Annotated in this window: 11 protein-coding genes; 3 read left to right on the top strand and 8 right to left on the bottom strand. The window is 71.8% G+C overall.

Going from position 1 to position 17,906, the window contains the following annotated elements:
* Positions 1 to 86: 86 nt before the first annotated feature.
* The 3 genes from ACFZBB_RS32385 to topA form a co-directional block, all read right to left on the bottom strand.
* Positions 87 to 3,341: a BTAD domain-containing putative transcriptional regulator gene (locus ACFZBB_RS32385; protein ID WP_391130047.1), complete on the bottom strand. Its 3,255-nt coding sequence runs from the start codon at positions 3,339 to 3,341 to the stop codon at positions 87 to 89.
* Positions 3,342 to 4,605: 1,264 nt separating this feature from the next.
* Positions 4,606 to 7,860: a dTMP kinase gene (tmk, locus tag ACFZBB_RS32380; protein WP_391130044.1), complete on the bottom strand. Its 3,255-nt coding sequence runs from the start codon at positions 7,858 to 7,860 to the stop codon at positions 4,606 to 4,608.
* Between the two features lie 319 nt (positions 7,861 to 8,179).
* Positions 8,180 to 11,014 carry a type I DNA topoisomerase gene (gene topA, locus ACFZBB_RS32375; protein WP_391130041.1) on the bottom strand — a complete coding sequence of 945 codons (2,835 nt, stop codon included), beginning with the start codon at positions 11,012 to 11,014 and terminating at the stop codon, positions 8,180 to 8,182.
* Positions 11,015 to 11,165: 151 nt separating this feature from the next.
* On the opposite strand from topA, the gene ACFZBB_RS32370 reads away from it, so the two are divergent.
* Positions 11,166 to 12,785 (top strand): recombinase family protein, encoded by a 1,620-nt coding sequence (locus tag ACFZBB_RS32370; RefSeq protein WP_391130038.1) that lies wholly within the window; start codon positions 11,166 to 11,168, stop codon positions 12,783 to 12,785.
* Here ACFZBB_RS32370 and ACFZBB_RS32365 read toward each other — a convergent pair.
* The 3 genes from ACFZBB_RS32365 to ACFZBB_RS32355 all read right to left on the bottom strand — a co-directional run bounded on the left by ACFZBB_RS32365 (position 12,775) and on the right by ACFZBB_RS32355 (position 14,249).
* Positions 12,775 to 12,900: a hypothetical protein gene (locus ACFZBB_RS32365; RefSeq protein ID WP_391130036.1), complete on the bottom strand. Its 126-nt coding sequence runs from the start codon at positions 12,898 to 12,900 to the stop codon at positions 12,775 to 12,777. The two genes, ACFZBB_RS32370 and ACFZBB_RS32365, sit on opposite strands and share 11 nt — an antisense overlap.
* Positions 12,901 to 12,911: 11 nt before the next feature.
* On the bottom strand, positions 12,912 to 13,517 hold the full coding sequence (locus tag ACFZBB_RS32360; RefSeq protein ID WP_391130033.1) for a hypothetical protein: 606 nt from the start codon (positions 13,515 to 13,517) through the stop codon (positions 12,912 to 12,914).
* A gap of 537 nt (positions 13,518 to 14,054) precedes the next feature.
* A complete protein-coding gene (locus tag ACFZBB_RS32355; RefSeq protein ID WP_355346115.1) occupies positions 14,055 to 14,249 on the bottom strand; it encodes a hypothetical protein in 195 nt (64 codons plus the stop codon).
* 203 nt (positions 14,250 to 14,452) lie between these two features.
* On the opposite strand from ACFZBB_RS32355, the gene ACFZBB_RS32350 reads away from it, so the two are divergent.
* Entirely contained in the window at positions 14,453 to 14,935 is a 483-nt protein-coding gene (locus tag ACFZBB_RS32350; RefSeq protein ID WP_355346118.1) for a TM2 domain-containing protein, read from the top strand.
* Positions 14,928 to 15,377: a DUF2752 domain-containing protein gene (locus ACFZBB_RS32345; RefSeq protein ID WP_391130030.1), complete on the top strand. Its 450-nt coding sequence runs from the start codon at positions 14,928 to 14,930 to the stop codon at positions 15,375 to 15,377. Before ACFZBB_RS32350 ends, ACFZBB_RS32345 begins: the two co-directional genes overlap by 8 nt.
* Before the next feature lie 94 nt (positions 15,378 to 15,471).
* On the opposite strand, the gene ACFZBB_RS32340 is transcribed toward ACFZBB_RS32345, so the two are convergent.
* Both ACFZBB_RS32340 and ACFZBB_RS32335 read right to left on the bottom strand, forming a co-directional pair.
* Positions 15,472 to 17,016: a methyltransferase gene (locus ACFZBB_RS32340; protein ID WP_391130027.1), complete on the bottom strand. Its 1,545-nt coding sequence runs from the start codon at positions 17,014 to 17,016 to the stop codon at positions 15,472 to 15,474.
* Between the two features lie 162 nt (positions 17,017 to 17,178).
* The gene (locus ACFZBB_RS32335; RefSeq protein WP_391130024.1) at positions 17,179 to 17,754 is read right to left on the bottom strand and encodes a small secreted protein; all 576 of its coding nucleotides are present in this window, start codon (positions 17,752 to 17,754) and stop codon (positions 17,179 to 17,181) included.
* Positions 17,755 to 17,906 lie beyond the last annotated feature (152 nt).

Here is a 17,906-nt window from a genome sequence, read left to right as displayed (position 1 = left end):
GTTCCTTGAATGCTCAATCAAGGTTCCCACGTCAACGAGGACGCGCGCGGGACCTATTCCCGTACGGCCGTACGCCCCCGCTCCCCCTACGACCCCGCCGCCATCGCGTGCGCCGCCTCCAGCAGCGCCGCCACCGCCTCTGAAGCGTCCAGCACCGCGCCCTCCGCGCAGGCCGCCGCCCATTCGCCGTCGCCGAGGCCCGCCCTGGCCCGCTCCTCCACGGCGTCGGCGGTGACCAGCTCGGGCACCGTGCGCGGCAGCGGCCCGCGTACGGCCGAGGACGCCGCCGACATCCGGGCCGCCGACCGCAGGTCGCCCAGCTCGACCAGCACCTCGGCCGCCGAGTCGAGCTGCGCGCCCACCACCGGCTCCGTGCAGCCCTCCGCCAGCGCCAGGCTCGCCGACTCGGCGAGGCCGAGCAGCGCCGCCACCGGGTCGCCCTCGGCCGCCGTGATCCGCGCGCCCAGGCTCGCGAGCAGCACCTTGAACGTCGGCGGCGGCGTACCGTCCGCCATGTGCCCGACCGCCATCTCGCACAGCTCCCTGGCCTGCCGCGGCTCGCCCCGGCGCAGGAGCAGCAGCGCCTTGAGGTAACGGATGTACGTGCGGGCGTCCCACACGCCGTACAGCTCCGCTTCCTCCCCGGCCTGTTCGACCAGCTTGCGCGCCTCCTCGTCGTCCCCGCGGCGGTGCGCCAACTCACCCATCCGGGCCAGCAGGAAGGCCCCTTCGCCGTACGCGCCCAGCTCCCGGCCGAGCCGGTGCGCGGCCTCGAAGTCGCCGTGCGCCGCCGCGTACTGCCCGCGGACGACCTCGATCTCGGCGCTCGCACCGTGCACTTGGGCGCGGATCCAGCGGTCGCCGAGCCGCTCCCTGCGCTCCTGGAGCTCCGCCCAGTCGGCGTCGATCCGCGCGAGCCCTCCCGGCGTGTCCACGGCGATGTGCGTACGGAGCATCAGCGCCACCGCGATCTCCCACTCGCCGCCGTGCTCCCGGCAGTTGGCGACGACGGTGTCGGCGTGCCGGCCGATCTCCTCGTCCCTGCCGAGCAGATACGTGGTGAACGGCCACAGCATGCCGGGGAAACGCGCCGCAGGCGGACCTCCCTGGCTGTACGCCGCCGCCAGCAGCGCGGCCATCGCCCGCGAGTCGGCCGACGACCACTGCGCCTCCGAGGCGTGGTCGCTCTTCACGAAGAAGTGCAGCATCCGCAGGTCCAGGCGCGGCCAGAACATCCGGTCCGCCGGGTCGAGCGGGGGCTCGCCGCCCAGCTCCGTCACCCGTTCCAGCCAGGAGTCCGCTTCGTCGCGGTAATTGCGCAGCCACCAGAACCAGCCCATGGACAGCACGATCGTGATCGCGTCCAGCTCCGCGTCCTGGCTCCCGGTGTCCTCTTCTCCGCCGGAGGGCGACTCGACCAGCCGGTTCAGCGCGGCGCGGACGTTGTCCAGCTCCGTCTCCAGCACCTCCAGCCAGTGGAGTTGGTCGGCGCCGCGCAGCTCGGAGTCGGCCGTGCGGGCCAGTTCGCGGAAGTACGCGGTGTGCCGGCACTCGGCCGCGGCCAGTTCCCCGGGCCGCCCGGCGGCGCGCTCGCCGGCGTACTCATGGATCGTCTCCAGCAGGCGGTAGCGGACGTCCTGGCCGGGGGTGGGCGCGTGGACCGCCACCACCAGGGACTTGTCCACCAGTTGGGCCACCGTCTCCAGCGCGTCGGGACCGCACACCGCCTCGGCGGCCGACAGCGTGCAGCCGCCGGAGAAGACGCTCAGCCCGCGCAGCGTCGTACGCTCCCGCTCGGTCAGCAGCTCCCAGCTCCAGTCCACCACCGCCCGCAGCGTCTGCTGGCGCGGCAGCACCGTACGGCTGCCGCTGGTCAGCAGCCGGAACCGGTCGTCAAGCCGGTCCGCGATCTGCCGCGGCGACAGGGCCCGCAGCCGGGCCGCGGCCAGCTCGATGGCCAGCGGCAGGCCGTCGAGACGGCGGCAGATCTCGCGTACGGCCGCGTCGTTCTCCGCCGTGGTGAGGCGGGCGTCCGCGCGTACGGTCGCCGCGCGGTCGGCGAACAGCCGGTACGCGGTCGCGGGCGGCAGCGGCTCCACCGGCCGTACGACCTCGCCCGGTACGCCCAACGGCTCGCGGCTCGTGGCCAGTACGGCCACGCCGGGGCAGGCCGCCAGCAGCTCGGCGGCGAGGGAGGCGGCGGCACCGATCAGGTGCTCGCAGTTGTCGAGCACCAGCAACAGGCGTCGCTGCGCGCAGTGTTCGAGCAGCCGGGCCAGCGGGTCCTCGCCGTGCGACGCCTCGGACAGGAACTGGTCGCGGCCCGCGCCGCCGAGCAGCAGCGTGTCGCGGCGCCCGAGGGCGCTCAGCACGGCGTGCGGGACCGCCGAGTGGTCGTCCAGCGGGGCGAGTTCGACCAGCCACACGCCGTCCGGGTGGCGGCGCGCCGCCGCGTCGCCCGCCTCCTGCGCCAGGCGGGTCTTGCCGGAGCCGCCGGGGCCGGTCAGCGTCACGAGGCGGGCCGCGGCCAAGTCGCCTTTGATGTCGTCGAGTTCGGCCTCGCGGCCGACGAAGCTGGTGAGGCGGGCACGGATGTTGCCCTGCGCGGGGGGCGGCGGCCTTCGCCGCAGCAACTCACCGTGCAGCGCTCGCAGTTCGGGGCCCGGATCGGTGCCGAGCGCTTCCGCGAGTACGGTCCTGGTCTCGTCGTACGCCGCCAGGGCGTCGGCCGTCCTGCCCTCGGCGTGCAACGCCCGCATCAACTGGGCCCTGAACGACTCGTCCAGCGGGTGCTCGGCCACTGCCGCGCGCAGGCCGGGGAGGGTGTCCGCCGCCCTGCCGAGGCGGAGGTCGGCTTCCACCCTGTTCCGCAGGGCGGCCAGCTTCAGGGCTTCGGGGCGGGCCGCGGCGGACGTACGGTCCGGGAGGTCGGCCAGGGCCGGGCCGCGCCACAGGGTGAGGGCGCGGGTCAGGGTGTCGGCCGCCGTCGCGGCGTCTCCCGCCGCCAGGGCCGTATCGCCCTCGCGGGCGAGGCGCTCGAACTCGTACAGGTCCACCGAGTCGCGGGGGGTGGCCAGGCGGTAGCCGCCGGGTTCCGAGACGACGGCGTCCCGGCCCAGGGCTCGTCGCAGCCGCGACATCAGGGCTTGCAGGGCGCCGGCGGCGTCGGCCGGGAGGTCGGCCGCCCAGACCTGTTCGATGAGGGCTTCGGGGGGTACGGGGCGGCCCGCGTTGAGGGCCAGCACCGCGAGGACGGCTCGCAGGCGGCTGCCGCCGAGGCCGATTTCGGGCCCGTCGTCGGAGGCGCGGGCCTCCGTGACCCCAAGAATCCGATACCGCACGGGGTCATCTTCGCGGACGGCCCCCCAAAAGAGCGAACCTTCGCCCTTTGGTCGGGGTGGGGTTTCTCCCCGCCCGCCCACCCGTGCGGGTGTTTTCTTCGTCTGCGGGTGCCGCTCGTGCCTGGTCGGTGCCGGTCCGGGGCACCTCCTCGAAATGCGGCTACCTGGCCTTTGCTTATTCGGTGCCGTTCCTGTCACCGCATTTCTGCGGGGGCACCCCGGCCCGTCCCCTCCCGGTACGTCGGCGCCCGCGTGCCGGTGGGGGTGGCGGAAAGGGGTGGGGGGAGCCGGGCCCCTGCGCCCCCCGACCTCCCGGCGGGGTGGGCGGAGGGCGGTGGGTGGGGATCCGGGACCTACGCCAGCCGGCGTCCACCCGGGGCGGACGAGAAGGGGTGGGTGGGGGCCAGGCCCGCCTCACCAGACGTCCAGCCGGGTGGGCGGAGGAGGGCGGGTGGGGGATCCGGGACCTGCACGGCCAACGGTCCAGCGGAAGGGGGGTGAGGACCGAGTCCTGCGCCACCAGACGTCCAGGCGGGGCCAGCGAAAGGGGTGCGTGAGATGCGGGACCTGCACGGCCAACGGTCCGCCCCGGTGGGCGACGGGGCTGGGGGGCCAGGCCCCTGCGCCACCAGACGTACCGGCGGGGCCGGCGAAAGGGCGTGGGCGGGGTGGGGGACCTGCACGGCCAACGGTCCGCCCCGGTGGGCGACGGGGCTGGGTGGGGGCCAAGCCCCTGCGCCACCAGACGTCCAGGCGGGGCCAGCGAAAGGAGTGCGTGAGATGCGGGACCTGCACGGCCAACGGTCCGCCCCGGTGGGCGAGGGGGCTGGGTGGGGGCTGGGACCTGCCCCGCCTGACGTTCAGCCGGGGTGGGTGGGGGCCGGGATCTGCGCGAGCCGACGGTATGGCGGGTGCTGGGTGGTTGGCGGTGGGTCGGAGGGGACGTGACCGCCAGGGGGTTGTTGGGCGCTTGGGGAAGGCCCGGGCTTTCCGGAGCGGCCGGGAGGGGGCACCGGCGCAGGGCGGCCCGCCGAAAGAACCCCCCACCCCCGGCAACCCCCACCGGCGGGCGGACGCCGACGTACCGGAAGGGGACGGGCCGGGGTGCCCCCGCAGAAATGCGGTGACAAGAACGGCACCGGATACACATGGCCAGGTAGCCGCATTTCGAGGAGGTACCCCGGACCGGCACCGACCCACGCACAAGCGGCACCCGCAGACGACAACACACCCGCACGGGTGGGCGGGCGGGCAAAGACAAAGGTCAAGAGCGCCCCGGCGGCCGGTGGTCGTCGTCGTGGGGGCCGAGGAGTTCGTCGGCGAGGGTGGGGAGGTCGTCGAGGGGGGTCTCCTCGGCCCAGTTGGGGCGAGGACGGCGCGGGGCGGCCGACGGCGTCTCGGCGGTGGGGAATTCGCGGGTGCGCTCGTTGCCCGGCTGATCCTCGGGGCGGAAGAGCCACGGGGGGACGCGGTCGGTCGGGTCGTCCGAGGCCGGAGATCCGACCGGGGGTACGACCGGCGGCAGCACCGTCGTGGTCTCGGAACTGTCCTCGCGGGGGCTGTCTTCGCGAGAGTCGGCCTCATTCGAAGCGGACTCGTCAGAGGTGGTGCCGTCAGCCGACGAGGCGTCCTCGGCGGGAGCATCCTCCGGCTCGGCCGGAACTGCCGGAAGAACAGCCGTCTCATCGGCGGCCGGACCAGCGGACACGTCCGGCTCGGCCGGAACTGCCGGGAGAACCGTCGTCTCGTCCTCGGCGGGAGCCGAGGAAGGCGGCGGAGGCACGACATTGACCGTCGTGGTTTCGGCCGAGTCCGAGGTCTGCGGCAGCTCGGTGGTCTCCTCGGCGTCGGAGGAGCCGGCCGAACCGGCACTCGCGGCGGCGGCAGCCGCAGCCGCGGCGGTGCGGGCCTCCTCGGCGCGGAGAAGGGCCTCCTCCGCCTTGCGCTGCTTTTCGAGGCGGCGCGCGTCGGCCTCGGAGCGCAGGCGTGCCTGCTCCTCGGCGAGACGGCGGAGCCGTTCCTGCTCGGCCGCGCGGGCGGCCTCCTCGGCCTCGCGGCGAGCCGTCTCCTCGGCGGCGATGCGCGCGGCCTCTTCGGCGCGGAGGCGTTCGGCCTCGGCCTCACGGGCGGCGGCGCGCTCGGCGATCTCGCGGCGGGTGGCCTCCTCGGCGGCGAGGCGGCGCTCCTCTTCCTCGCGGCGGAGCCGTTCGAGCTGGGCCTGGCGCTCGCGCTCCTGGCGCTCTTCCTCGGCCTTGCGGGCGGCCTCTTCGGCGGCGAGGCGGGCGGCCTCGGCGGCGGCCTGGCGCTCGGCCTCGGCGCGGGCCTCGATCTCCTGGGCGGAGAGCGGAAGGAGCTGGTCGAGGCGGTGGCGTACGACGGTGGTGACGGCGGCGGGGTCCTGGGCGCCGTCGACGACGAGGTAGCGGCCGGGGTCGGCGGCGGCGAGGGTGAGGAAGCCCGCGCGGACGCGCTGGTGGAAGGCGGCGGGTTCGGATTCGAGGCGGTCGGGCGCTTCGGTGAAGCGTTCGCGGGCGGCATCGGGGCTGACGTCGAGGAGCACGGTGAGGTGCGGGACGAGTCCGTCGGTGGCCCAGCGGGAGATGCGGGCGATCTCGGTGGGGGCGAGGTCGCGTCCGGCGCCCTGGTAGGCGACGGAGGAGTCGATGTAGCGGTCGGAGATGACGACGGCGCCGCGTTCGAGGGCCGGGCGGACGACGGAGTCGATGTGCTCGGCGCGGTCGGCGGCGTAGAGCAGCGCCTCGGCGCGGTGCGAGATCCCGCCGGAGGAGACGTCGAGGAGGATGGAGCGCAGACGCTTGCCGACGGCGGTGGCGCCGGGCTCGCGGGTGACGACGACCTCGTGGCCCTTGGCGCGGATCCAGTCGGCGAGGGCTTCGACCTGGGTGGACTTGCCCGCGCCGTCGCCGCCTTCTATGGCGATGAAGAATCCGGTGGCGGCGGGGGCGACGGCCGGTTCCGCACCGGTCAGGGCCTCGCGCAGGTCGCGCCGGAGCGGTACGCCGCTGCGGTCGTCGGTCTTGCCGAGGACGAGCGCGGCGACCGGCAGCAGCAGGGCGCCGATCAGCATCAGCGTGTACGCGGCACCGCCGTGGTCGAAGGTGAAGTGACCCTTCTGGATGCGGTGCGGGCCGATCGCGGCGGCGACCAGCGGCGCGACGATCACGGCGAGAGCGAGGACGGCGCGCGAGACCGCGTGCAGGTGCTCGGTGGTACGGCCGCGCCGTCCCGCCTCGGCTTCCTGTTCGATCAGGATGTGCCCGGTGTTGGCGGTGACGCCCGCCGCGGCGCCGGCCAGCAGCGCGAGCAGAAGGACGGTGGTCTGGTCGGCGACGATGCCGGTGAGGAGCAGGCCGAGCCCGGTGACGCCGATGGACAGCGCGAGCAGTCTGCGCCTGGACAGCGCCGGGAGCGTACGGGGGGCGAGGCGGATGCCGATGACCGTACCGGCGGTGAGGGCCAGGACGAGCAGGCCGAAGCCGGTCGGGCCGAAGCCGAGGGCGAGCGCGTGCAGGACGGCCACGGCGACCGCCGCGCCGATCGCGCCGACGACCGCGGCGGTCGCCAGCACCAGCAGCGGCAGTACGCCGGTCCTGCCGCGCTCGGCACCCGCGGGGCCTTTGGGCAGCCGCAGCCCTTCGAGCGGGGAGCGCGGACGCGCCACCGTGCCCGAGGGCAGTTCGAGGAGGTAGAGCACGGACATGGAGGACGAGAAGAGCCCGGCCGCCACGTACGACGCGAGCGCCACCTGATGCTGGTCGAACCAGGTGACGCCGACCGCGATCAGCGTGTTCACCAGCGTGACGACGACGAGGCCTGCCGCTGCCAGCGGCAGTGCGACGAAGCTGGTCCGCAGGTCCAGCCGGTGCAGCGTCGCCAGGTGGTCGGGCGCGGGCCGCACGGAGGTGTCGCCGGGCGGCGGCAGGAGCAGCGGGGCGGCGCCGTCCTTGGCGACGGCCCACAGCCGCTCGGCCACCCCGGTGACGAAGGCGGTCACCAGCAGCCAGGTCAGCGCGGTGTGCTGCGACCAGGTGATCCACAGCGGCGCGACGATGAACAGCCCGAGTCGTACGGCGTCCGCGCCGATCATCGTCCACCGGCGGTCCAGTCGGCCGCTCTCGGACGTCAGCGCCGACAGCGGGCCGAGCAGGACGGCGCCGAACAGCAGCGTCGAGACCAGGCGCGCGCCGAAGACGGCCGCGGTGGCGAAGGCGATACCCCGGTAGCCGCCGCCGTACGCGTGGTCGGCCACCGCCGCCTGCACGGCGAGCCACAGCAGCACGAGCAGACCCAGTCGGTCCGCCACCGCCCCGGTGAGCTGCGCGCTCCACAATTTGCGCAGCGCCGGGATTTTCAGCAGCGCACCGACCGCTCGCTCACGGCTGTCAGCGGCGAGGTCGGTGGCGAACGCGTCGGTCACGTCCCCCTCGACGTCCTCGGCCCTGACATCTGCGGCCGTGACGTCTGCGGCGGGCGGCTTGGGCTGCTCGGATGGCGTCATCCCAACAGCCTATCCGCCTTACGACGCCCTACACGGAGCCGGTCCCACTCCTGGGCGGACCTCCCCTCCAGGAGGGCGGGGAAGCGCACTCACCTGGGCGAAGGCGGCCCTTCAAGGGGCCCTTCAAAGGGCTCTTCAAAGGGTGCTTCAAGGGGGAGGAAGGGGAGGCAGGAGAGGCGGAAGGTACAGCGCGCCGACGCACGGCCAGCTTCTCAGGGGCGCGGGAAACCGCGCGACCGGCCCCTGACCGGCGCGCGGTTCACCACCGGCCCGGTGGGGCAGACGCTGTCGTCGCCCGCCCACCGGCTCGGTGTGCGGGCTAATCGGCTGAGGCCGTCGACTTCTTCGCCGCCGCCGAGGCAGCCGCCTTCTTGGCCGGCGCCTTCTTCGCGGCGGTCTTCTTCGCGGTGCCGGAAGCCGCCGTCTTCTTGGCGGGAGCCTTCTTGGCCGGTGCCTTCTTGGCGGCGGTCTTCTTCTTCACGGGCCCCTTCGCCCGCTTCTCCGCGAGGAGTTCGTACCCGCGCTCGGGCGTGATCGACTCCACCTCGTCGTCGCGGCGCAGCGTCGCGTTGGTCTCGCCGTCGGTGACGTAGGGACCGAAGCGGCCGTCCTTGACGACGACGGGGCGCTCGCTGACCGGGTCGGTGCCCAGTTCCTTGAGCGGCGGCTTGGCGGCGGCGCGACCGCGCTGCTTGGGCTGGGCGTAGATGGCGAGCGCTTCGTCGAGGGTGATCGAGAAGAGCTGGTCCTCGGTCTCCAGCGAGCGCGAGTCGGTGCCCTTCTTGAGGTAGGGCCCGTAGCGCCCGTTCTGCGCGGTGATCTCGACGCCCTCGGCGTCCTTGCCGACCACGCGCGGCAGGGACATCAGCTTGAGGGCGTCCTCAAGGGTGACGGTGTCGATGGACATCGACTTGAAGAGCGAGGCGGTACGCGGCTTGACCGCGTTCTTGCCGGTCTTCGGGGTGTCCTCGGGCAGGACTTCGGTGACGTAGGGACCGTAGCGCCCGTCCTTGGCGATGATCGGACGGCCGGTCGCCGGGTCGTCGCCGAGCGCGAAGTCGCCGCTGGGCTTGGCGAACAGCTCCTCGGCGTACTCGACGGACAGCTCGTCCGGCGGCAGGTCCTCGGGTACGTCGGCACGGCGGTGGTCGTCCTCGCCGCGCTCGCCCTTCTCGATGTAGGGGCCGTAGCGGCCGACGCGCAGCATGATGCCGTCGCCGATCGGGAAGGAGGAGATCTCCCGGGCGTCGATCGCGCCCAGGTCCTCGACGAGCTCCTTGAGGCCGCCGAGGTGGTCGCCGTCCCCGTTGCCCGCGTCGGCGGCGGAGCCGACGGTGGCGCTGCCGTCGTCGGAGCCGAAGTAGAAGCGGCGCAGCCACGGCACGGCCTGGGCCTCACCGCGGGCGATGCGGTCGAGGTCGTCCTCCATGGAGGCGGTGAAGTCGTAGTCGACCAGACGGCCGAAGTGCTTCTCCAGCAGGTTGACGACCGCGAAGGAGAGGAAGGTCGGGACGAGCGCGGTGCCCTTCTTGAAGACGTAGCCGCGGTCGAGGATCGTGCCCAGGATCGTGGCGTACGTCGACGGGCGGCCGATCTCCCGCTCCTCCAGCTCCTTGACCAGCGACGCCTCGGTGTAGCGGGCGGGCGGCTTGGTCGAGTGGCCGTCGGCGGTGATCTCCTCGGCGCTCAGCGCGTCGCCCTCGGTGACCTGCGGCAGCCTGCGCTCGCGGTCGTCCAGCTCGGCGTTGGGGTCGTCGGCGCCTTCGACGTACGCCTTCAGGAAGCCGTGGAAGGTGATGATCTTGCCGGACGCGCTGAACTCGGCGTCGCGGCCGTCGGCGGAGGCGCCGCCGACCTTGACGGTGACGGACTGGCCGACCGCGTCCTTCATCTGGGACGCGACCGTACGCATCCAGATCAGCTCGTAGAGCCGGAACTGGTCGCCGGTCAGGCGCGTCTCGGCGGGGGTGCGGAAGCGGTCGCCCGAGGGGCGGATCGCCTCGTGCGCCTCCTGCGCGTTCTTGACCTTGCCCGCGTAGACGCGCGGCTTGTCCGGCAGGTAGTCCGCCCCGTAGAGCTGCGTGACCTGGGCGCGGGCGGCGCGGACGGCGGTCTCCGAGAGCGTGGTGGAGTCCGTACGCATGTAGGTGATGAAGCCGTTCTCGTACAGCTTCTGCGCGACCTGCATGGTGGCCTTCGCGCCGAAGCCCAGCTTGCGCGACGCCTCCTGCTGGAGGGTGGTGGTGCGGAAGGGGGCGTACGGCGAGCGGCGGTACGGCTTGGACTCGACGCTGCGTACGGCGAACTGGGTGTCGGCGAGCGCGGCGGCCAGGGCGCGGGCGGCGCTCTCGTCGAGCTGGAGCACCTGCGAGCCGGACTTGAGCTGGCCGGTGGCCGCGTCGAAGTCCCGGCCCTGCGCGACCCGGCGGCCGTCGACGGTGGTGAGCCGGGCGACGAGCGTGGAGGGGTCGGAGGCGTCACCGGTGCGGCCGGTGGCGAAGGTGCCGGTCAGGTCCCAGTAGTCGGCGGTACGGAACGCCATCCGCTCGCGTTCGCGCTCGACGACGAGCCGGGTGGCGACGGACTGCACGCGCCCGGCCGACAGCCGCGGCATGACCTTCTTCCACAGCACCGGCGAGACCTCGTAGCCGTACAGCCGGTCGAGGATGCGGCGGGTCTCCTGGGCGTCGACCAGGCGCTGGTTCAGCTCGCGCGGATTGCGGACGGCCTCCTGGATGGCGTCCTTGGTGATCTCGTGGAACACCATCCGGTGAACGGGCACCTTGGGCTTGAGGATTTCCTGCAAATGCCAGGCGATGGCCTCGCCCTCGCGGTCCTCATCGGTGGCGAGGAAGAGTTCAGTGGAGTCCTTGAGGAGGTCCTTGAGCTTCTTGACCTGTGCCTTTTTATCGGCATTGACCACATAGATGGGTTGGAAATCACTGTCCACATTGACGCCGAGCCGCGCCCAGGGCTGGCCCTTGAACTCCGCCGGCACTTCGGCGGCCCCGTTGGGGAGGTCGCGGATGTGCCCGACGCTGGCCTCGACGACGTATCCAGGGCCCAGATATCCCTTGATCGTTTTCGCCTTGGCAGGCGACTCGACAATGACGAGTCGCTGGCCGCTGTGTGCGGTCTCGCGGGTCGGGGACAACGTCGCTCTTCTCTCCCGGTCGAAGGTGTGTCGCTGCGGAGTGTGACCGTACCTCCCTGTCCCGTGTCAAACGGGAAAAGTCCACAACGCCACTGGAACGGTAACCCGATGTATGTTCTAACCATTACAGTACACACACGCCGGAGTCCTCATGAAGGCTACGTCCACATGGCAGATCGCGCCTGAACTTGCGAAGGCGCTTGCATCTGGAGTGTCTGCTGAGGAGTGGATCGGCGACCGCTGCCCCGTCTGCTCCTACGCCCGGATCAGCGAGGACAAGCACGAAGAGCAGGCCATCGGGGTCGGTCGCCAGCACGCCAACAACACCGCTGCGGCAGATGGTCTGAACTGGGTCGTTGTGGCGAGATACACGGACAACCACATCACGGCCGCCGACCCCGACATCCAGCGCCCGGCATTTCTGACCATGATCCGTGATCTCCGCGCCAGGCGTACGGCCGAGGGGGTGCCCGTGAAAGGCATCATCGCCGTCGCCGAGGATCGGGTACGCCGACTGCCGGAGGACTTCCTACGCGTCCACCGGGCGCTGACGGTGGACGCCGAAGGCTGTTTCTACGCGGTGGATGAGAAGCGTCACGTTGACGTTCACTCCGACGGGGCGCAGGTCGTGGGTCTCGTCACGTCCTCCGGTGACGAACGAGAGGTCAAGAAGATCAGGCAGCGAGCCATACGGAACGTCCGCGACCGCGCCAAGGAAGGCAAGCAGTCAGGCGGACACCGCCGCTTCGGGTGGCTGGCCGCTGACGTGAAGGTTGACCGGCCGCACAATCACCTCTTGGACCCGGTCGAGTCCAAGTACCTGCGCGAGTCGATCGAGCGGATCATGGCGGGCCAGTCCGAGCGGACGGTGACGCAGTGGCTCATCGCGGAGCAGGTGTCCACCGTCCGGGGCGGGAAGTGGACGAGCACGACCGTCCGGAACATGGTCAGCAACCCGGCGATCTGCGGATATCGCATGCTCGGCGGTGAGCTCGTGCGGGACCAGAAGACCGGGGAGCCAGTCGTCGGTAGCTGGGAGACGATCGCCACCCCCGAGGAGTGGCAGAAGGTTCTGCGCCGCTACACCAGTTACCACCGGGTGAACCCGGACACGCTGAAGGGCGACCCGGCGAGAGGGTCGCGGGCCGCGCGGCGCAAGGAAGTGCAGCAGACCCGGAAGTACAAGCTGTCCGGTTTTCTGCGGTGCGGCAGACTGAATCTGTCCGGCGAGATCTGCACGTCCACCCTGGTCGGCAATCCGGTGACCGCTCGGACGCCGCACGGCGCCTACTCCTGCAACTCGTCCAACTGCCGGGGGCTCGCCCGGCGCATGGACAAGGTGGACGAGGCGATCATTGAGCTTGTTCTCAAGGTGCTGTCCGAGCAGTACGCGGCCAAGGAGCCCGAGGCCAGGGCGTGGCACGGTCAGGGCACGCTGGATTCGTTGCTGGAGCGGAAGCGTCTCCTGAAAGAGGCGTACAGCGCAGGGACGATCCGGCCCGCCGACTTCTTCCAGATGCTTCCTGATCTGGACGGCCGGATCCAGGAGTCGGAGAACGACCGAGCCGCGTTCCTTGCCGAGCAGGAGGCGAGGAACTTCCTGGCTGGTTTCACGCGTGAGCGCTGGGAGCAGTTCGATCTCCGACAGCAGCGCATCGCCATCGGGACAGTCATCCAGGCCGTGGTGGTGAAGCCCGTCCCGAAGGGGCGATACAGCCGCGCGCCGTTCGATCCGACGCTGTTGGAAGTGGTCTGGCGGGCTACAGCCTGAGCAGTTCGTGCAGCGTTTCGAGCTGTTCTTCGCTCAACGGGGGCGCGTTCCTGGCCTGTTCCTCCACCCAGGCCGCTATCCGCGCGTCGGCTTGATCCGCCTGGCTCACGGTCACCGTGGCGTCCCTCAGCTTTCTTCCCCTTCCCGTGCGATTTGACGCGCGAGAGCGTTCTCCTCACGGACGGTTGCCGCGAGGAGTTGTTCGCCGGGGCTGTAGCCGAGGCCGAGGTACTGCCATGAGCTTTCCGTGATCAGGGCGGAGGTCTGTTGCCTTTCGTGCGGGGGCAGTTCATCAAGGAATTTCGACCAAGTGGCGCAGGACGCCTCCAAGTGGCCGACTTCGAGCCGCCGTTGTGCGAGCAAGCCGTTGGCGTGCGCGCGTCCCTGCTTCTCGACAGGGGGGCGCACGCGGTTGGAGTCCTGCATGGCCTCGATGGATCCAGCCACATCACCCGGGGCATGGAGCACGCTGGATACGTGGAAGAAGTAGGCGGCCTGGTCGTGACCGCCGATGGCGTCACGCCGGTTGTCGGCTTTTGAGAGGGCGGCCTGTGTTTCGGCGAGACGGGAGAAGGCGAGCCGTCTGTCGTTGACGAGCGCCACGCCCTGGGCCTGCTGCCCGGCGAGGAAGGCTTGCAGGCGCGGGCCCGCCTTGGGTGCCGCCTCTGCGGCGGAGTCGGCGAGTTCCAGCGACCGTTTCCCGTGCCTGAGATTGGCTGCTTGAAGCGCCATTCCGCGGAGGTTGCGGCAGCAGGTCACATGGTCCTCGGCGTCAGCGGCCAGGTGGAGTGCCTGCACGTAGTACCGCTGGCCGAGCCCGTGCGAGGAAAGCCGGCTTCGGCATGAGTAACTGGGCGTCCCAGACGGCGAGATAACGCTTCCAGGATCAACGGACGCCACTTCGCCTGTGGGCGTGCGCCGCCGAGCCACTTGTTCACGTTGCCCTTGTCGCAACTCACGCTGACACCGGCTTGGTTGGCAGCGCGGTTCACTGAGGCGGCCAACTCGACCTGGGACCACCCTGCCTCGCTCTGAATCCCTCTGAGACCTTCGTTCGGCTCGTACTCAGCCAAGCGGCTCGTGCTCAGCCATGCAGCCTGACCTGCGCTTTCTACGCTGGTTAGTGACAACATCGATAATCCGACAACTGGTCTGCCTGCCGCATGGACGGCCGCTCCGGTCGGTTTCCCGGAGGGGCGCCGGGGGCGCGTTCCCGGGCGCGTGCGTGATTTCACGCACGTCAGGAGGGTCGGGGAAGGGCGGTGGCGGTCAGACCTGTGTGAGACACCAGACGCCGGTGAGGAGCGCGACCGCGCCGAAGAAAATGGACATGACAGTTGCGGCGGTGGATCCCGCGGCCGTCACGGGCTGCCGGGCGCGCAGCCGGGCGGCCGTCCAGAGCAGGAGCGCGGCCCCGAAGACGGCGAAGACCGTTCCGGCGAAGAGTGCGGGCACCCGCTCCATGCGTCCCCTCGTCCCGTCTCGTCCTGTCCAGGTGTGTGCTCCCGGACGCTGCCACGCCAGGGCGTCCGGCACGCGAACCGCGGGTGAACACAGGTCTCCGCCCCCAGGGGGTGGGACGTGGCGGGGGCCGTCCTGCAAAGATGTCCGGCAACGACCGGTACACAACAAGACGTTCAACGACGTTCAGCACAGGGGGACGGGGCATGTCCGACCAGAATCCGTATGGCCAGAATCCGTACGGTGACAAGCCGCAGGGCGACAATCCGTACGGGGAGCAGCAGCCCGGGGGCCAGCCCGGATACGGATACCCGCAGCAGCCCGGGGGCCAGGCTCCCGGTTACGGCTACCCGCCCCAGGGCGGCGGCCAGGCACCCGGTTACGGCTACCCGCCGCAAGGCGGTGGGTACGCGCCGCCCGGTGCCGCGTACGCCGCGGACCCGTCCGCGCCGTACGGCTACGACCCCTACGGGCGGCCGTACTCGGACAAGTCCAAGGTGGTCGCGGGAGTGCTTCAGCTCTTCCTCGGCAGCTTCGGCGTGGGCCGTTTCTACACCGGGCACACCGGCATGGCGCTGGGGCAGCTCTTCACGTGCGGCGGCTGCGGCATCTGGGCGCTGATCGACGGCATCATGCTGCTGGCCGGGGACAACCCGACCGACGCGCAGGGCCGGGTGCTGCGTGGCTGACGGAGTCCGTCGGCCACAGGGCGGCGCTCCCCCGGTCTCCCCGGGGGCGCGCCGCCCGTCGGCGGTTCTCGGCCACCCGGCCACCGCTCCCCTGGCGACGCTCGCCGCCGGGGTGGCGGGCGCCGTCTATCTGTACGGCACCGACCCGCACCAGCCGGGCCACTGGCTGCCACGCTGCCCGTTCAACTGGGCTACCGGGCTGCTCTGCCCGGCCTGCGGCGGTACGCGCATGGTGTACGACCTGATGCACGGCGACGTGGGGCGCGCCTTCCACGACAACGCCGTCCTGCTGCTGGCCGCGCCCCTGGCGCTGTGGCTGTGCGGGCGCTGGATGGCCGAGGGGCTGCGCGGCCGTCGCCGGCGGCTGGTGGTGAACCCGCGGGTGTCACTGGCCGTGCTGTGCGTGGCCGTGACGTGGACGGTTGTCCGCAACGTGTTCTGACGCGTCGTCCACTCCACCGCGTCAGTCCGCCGGGCCACTTCGCCGAGGCGTCCCCAGGCCGCTCGTCAGGCCGCTCGTCGGGCCGCTCCCCGCGTCACTCCACCGGGTCGAGGAACCCCTGCTCCACCAGCAGCCGGATCGACTCCGGCGTGCGGTCGCGCAGCACCACGGGGTCCTCGCCGAGCAACTGCGCGATGGCGTCCACGATCCGCCCCGCGGTCAGCGTCCCGTCGCAGACGCCCGCGAAGCCCGCGCCCACCGTGTCGACCTTCGTGGCGCGCCGCATTCCGCGGGCCGCGCGCAGCACCACGTGCTCCGGGTCCTCGGCGCCCGGCAGCCCCACCTGCTCCTGCACCACCCCGTCGCCGAGCGCGAAACGGGAGCTGAGCAGCGCCGCGTCGTCACGGGTGCGCAGGAAGTCCTGGCGGTCGAACCACCCGGCGATGTGCGGGCCGAGCGGCTGCTCCACCGGGTGCGGCCACTCCTCCGCGGTGATCACGGGCTGGTCCGCGCCCGACTTGCGCAGCGTGATCCAGCCGAAGCCGACGCCGTTCACCTTGCGCTGCTCGAACTCGTCGAGCCACGCGTCGTAGCGGGCGGCGTACGTGGCCGGATCCGTACGGTGGTCGCCGCCGTCGCGCAGCCACAGCTCGGCGTACTGCGTGACGTCCTGGACCTCGCGCTGCACGATCCAGGCGTCGCAGCCGCGCGGGATCCACGAGACCAGGCGCTCGCGCCAGTCCTGGCCCTCGGTGTGCTGCCAGTTGGCGAGGAGCTGGCAGTAGCCGCCGTCGTTGAGATGGTCTGCCGACTGCTGCACCAGGGTGCGGCACAGGTCGTCGCCCGCCATACCGCCGTCCCGGTAGGTGAAGCGCCCGCTCGGGGAGATCACGAAGGGCGGGTTGGACACGATCAGGTCGAAGCGCTCGTCGCGGACCGGCTCGAAGAGGCTGCCCTCGCGCAGGTCGGGTTCGCGGGCGCCGGACAGCGCGAGGGTGAGCCGGGCGAAGTGCAGGGCGCGCGGATTGACGTCGGTCGCCGTGACGCGGGTGGCGTGCCGGGAGGCGTGCAGCGCCTGGATGCCGGAGCCGGTGCCGAGGTCCAGGGCGCTGCCGACCGGCTCGCGCACGGTCAGCCCGGCCAGTGTCGTGGAGGCGCCGCCGACGCCGAGCACCAGGTCGGCCCGGTCGACGCCGGGCGTGCTCTCCCCGTCGGACCCGGTACCGGTGCCGATACCGCCCGCGCCGCCGACCGCGCAGCCGAGGTCGGAGACGATCCACCAGTCCGCGCCCTCCTCACCGGCGTACGGGCGTACGTCCACGGTGGCGCGTACGTCGTCGCCGTCGCGCGCCAGCCAGCCGCCGGCCGCGTAGTCGTCGATCCGGGGCAGGGCGGCGCGGGTCCGCTCGTAGGACACGGGGCGTTGCAGGAGGAAGAGCCTGACCAGGGTCTCCAGGGGGCTGCCGCCACGGGTGGCGCGCAGGGCGGGGACGGTCTCGGCCCGGGAGAGGGCCGCGTAGGCGGCGGCTCCGAGGAGGTCGAGACAGCCGTCCGCGGTGAAGGCTGCGGCGCGCAGGTCGTCGCGCAGGGACGGGGCGTTCCGGGCGGCGGGGAGGAGGGGCGTACTCACACCGGCCATTGTCGCGGAGTCGCCGCGGCCCGGCGCCCTTTGTGCGGGGCGGCGGGCCGTGGCGTATCGGACAGCGGGGGTGCTGTGGGGGCGCGGTCGTGGTCGCGGGGCCTTCGTGGGCGCGGTCTGGTGGCCACGGGCCGGGGGCCGGGGCCTGAGGGGGCCGGGGGCCTACGACGCCGACGGTGAGGCCGAGGAGGAGCCGGACGCCTGCTTGCAGCCGGGCTGCTTGGCCATGGCCTTGCCGACGTCGCCCTGGCGGAGCGAGTCGAGGGCCTGCTCGCCGTTCTGGCTGACCTTGCCCAGCGAGTTGGAGACGCCCTTGAGGCCGTCCGCGAACTTCCCCTGGTCGCTGGTGTCGAGCCCGTCGACCTGCTTCTTGAGCGTCCCGTACTGGGTGGACAGGCCGTTGAGGTCGTTCACCGCGTCCTGCTGGATCTTCGCACCGTCCTTGACCGGCGGGGCGCCGGCCTTGCTGACGATGTCGGCGAGCGACTTGTACGCCTCGGAGATCGACTGGAAGGCGGCGGAGTCGGCGGACTTGACGTCCTGGGGCTTGCCGTTGCTGTTGACCTGGGTGATCGCCGTGTTGGCGTCGTTGATCTTCTTGGTCTGGGCCGCGGCCTGGTCGCAGACGCCCTTCGCCCAGTTGTCCAGCTTCTTGTTGGAGTCGTCGCTGCACCCCGACAGCGCGAGCAGCATGACCGCACCGGAGAGCGCGGCCAGGAGCTTCTTGTTCACCTTCACCGGATGGGTCCCTTCCGTGGCCTTACGGCCCCGGAACATACACGGCTGACGGGTGGTCACCGTGAATCCGTGAGGTGATTCGTCCGACATTCAAGCCATTCGCACTAAGGTGCGGTGGGCGACCACACACGTACCGGATCACGTACGGTCGC

It is taken from the genome of Streptomyces sp. NPDC008139 (assembly GCF_042957025.1).
Taxonomy (GTDB): domain Bacteria; phylum Actinomycetota; class Actinomycetes; order Streptomycetales; family Streptomycetaceae; genus Actinacidiphila.
The sequence above is the reverse complement of the archived record's forward strand: the minus strand, read 5'-3'. Positions and strand labels throughout refer to the sequence as shown.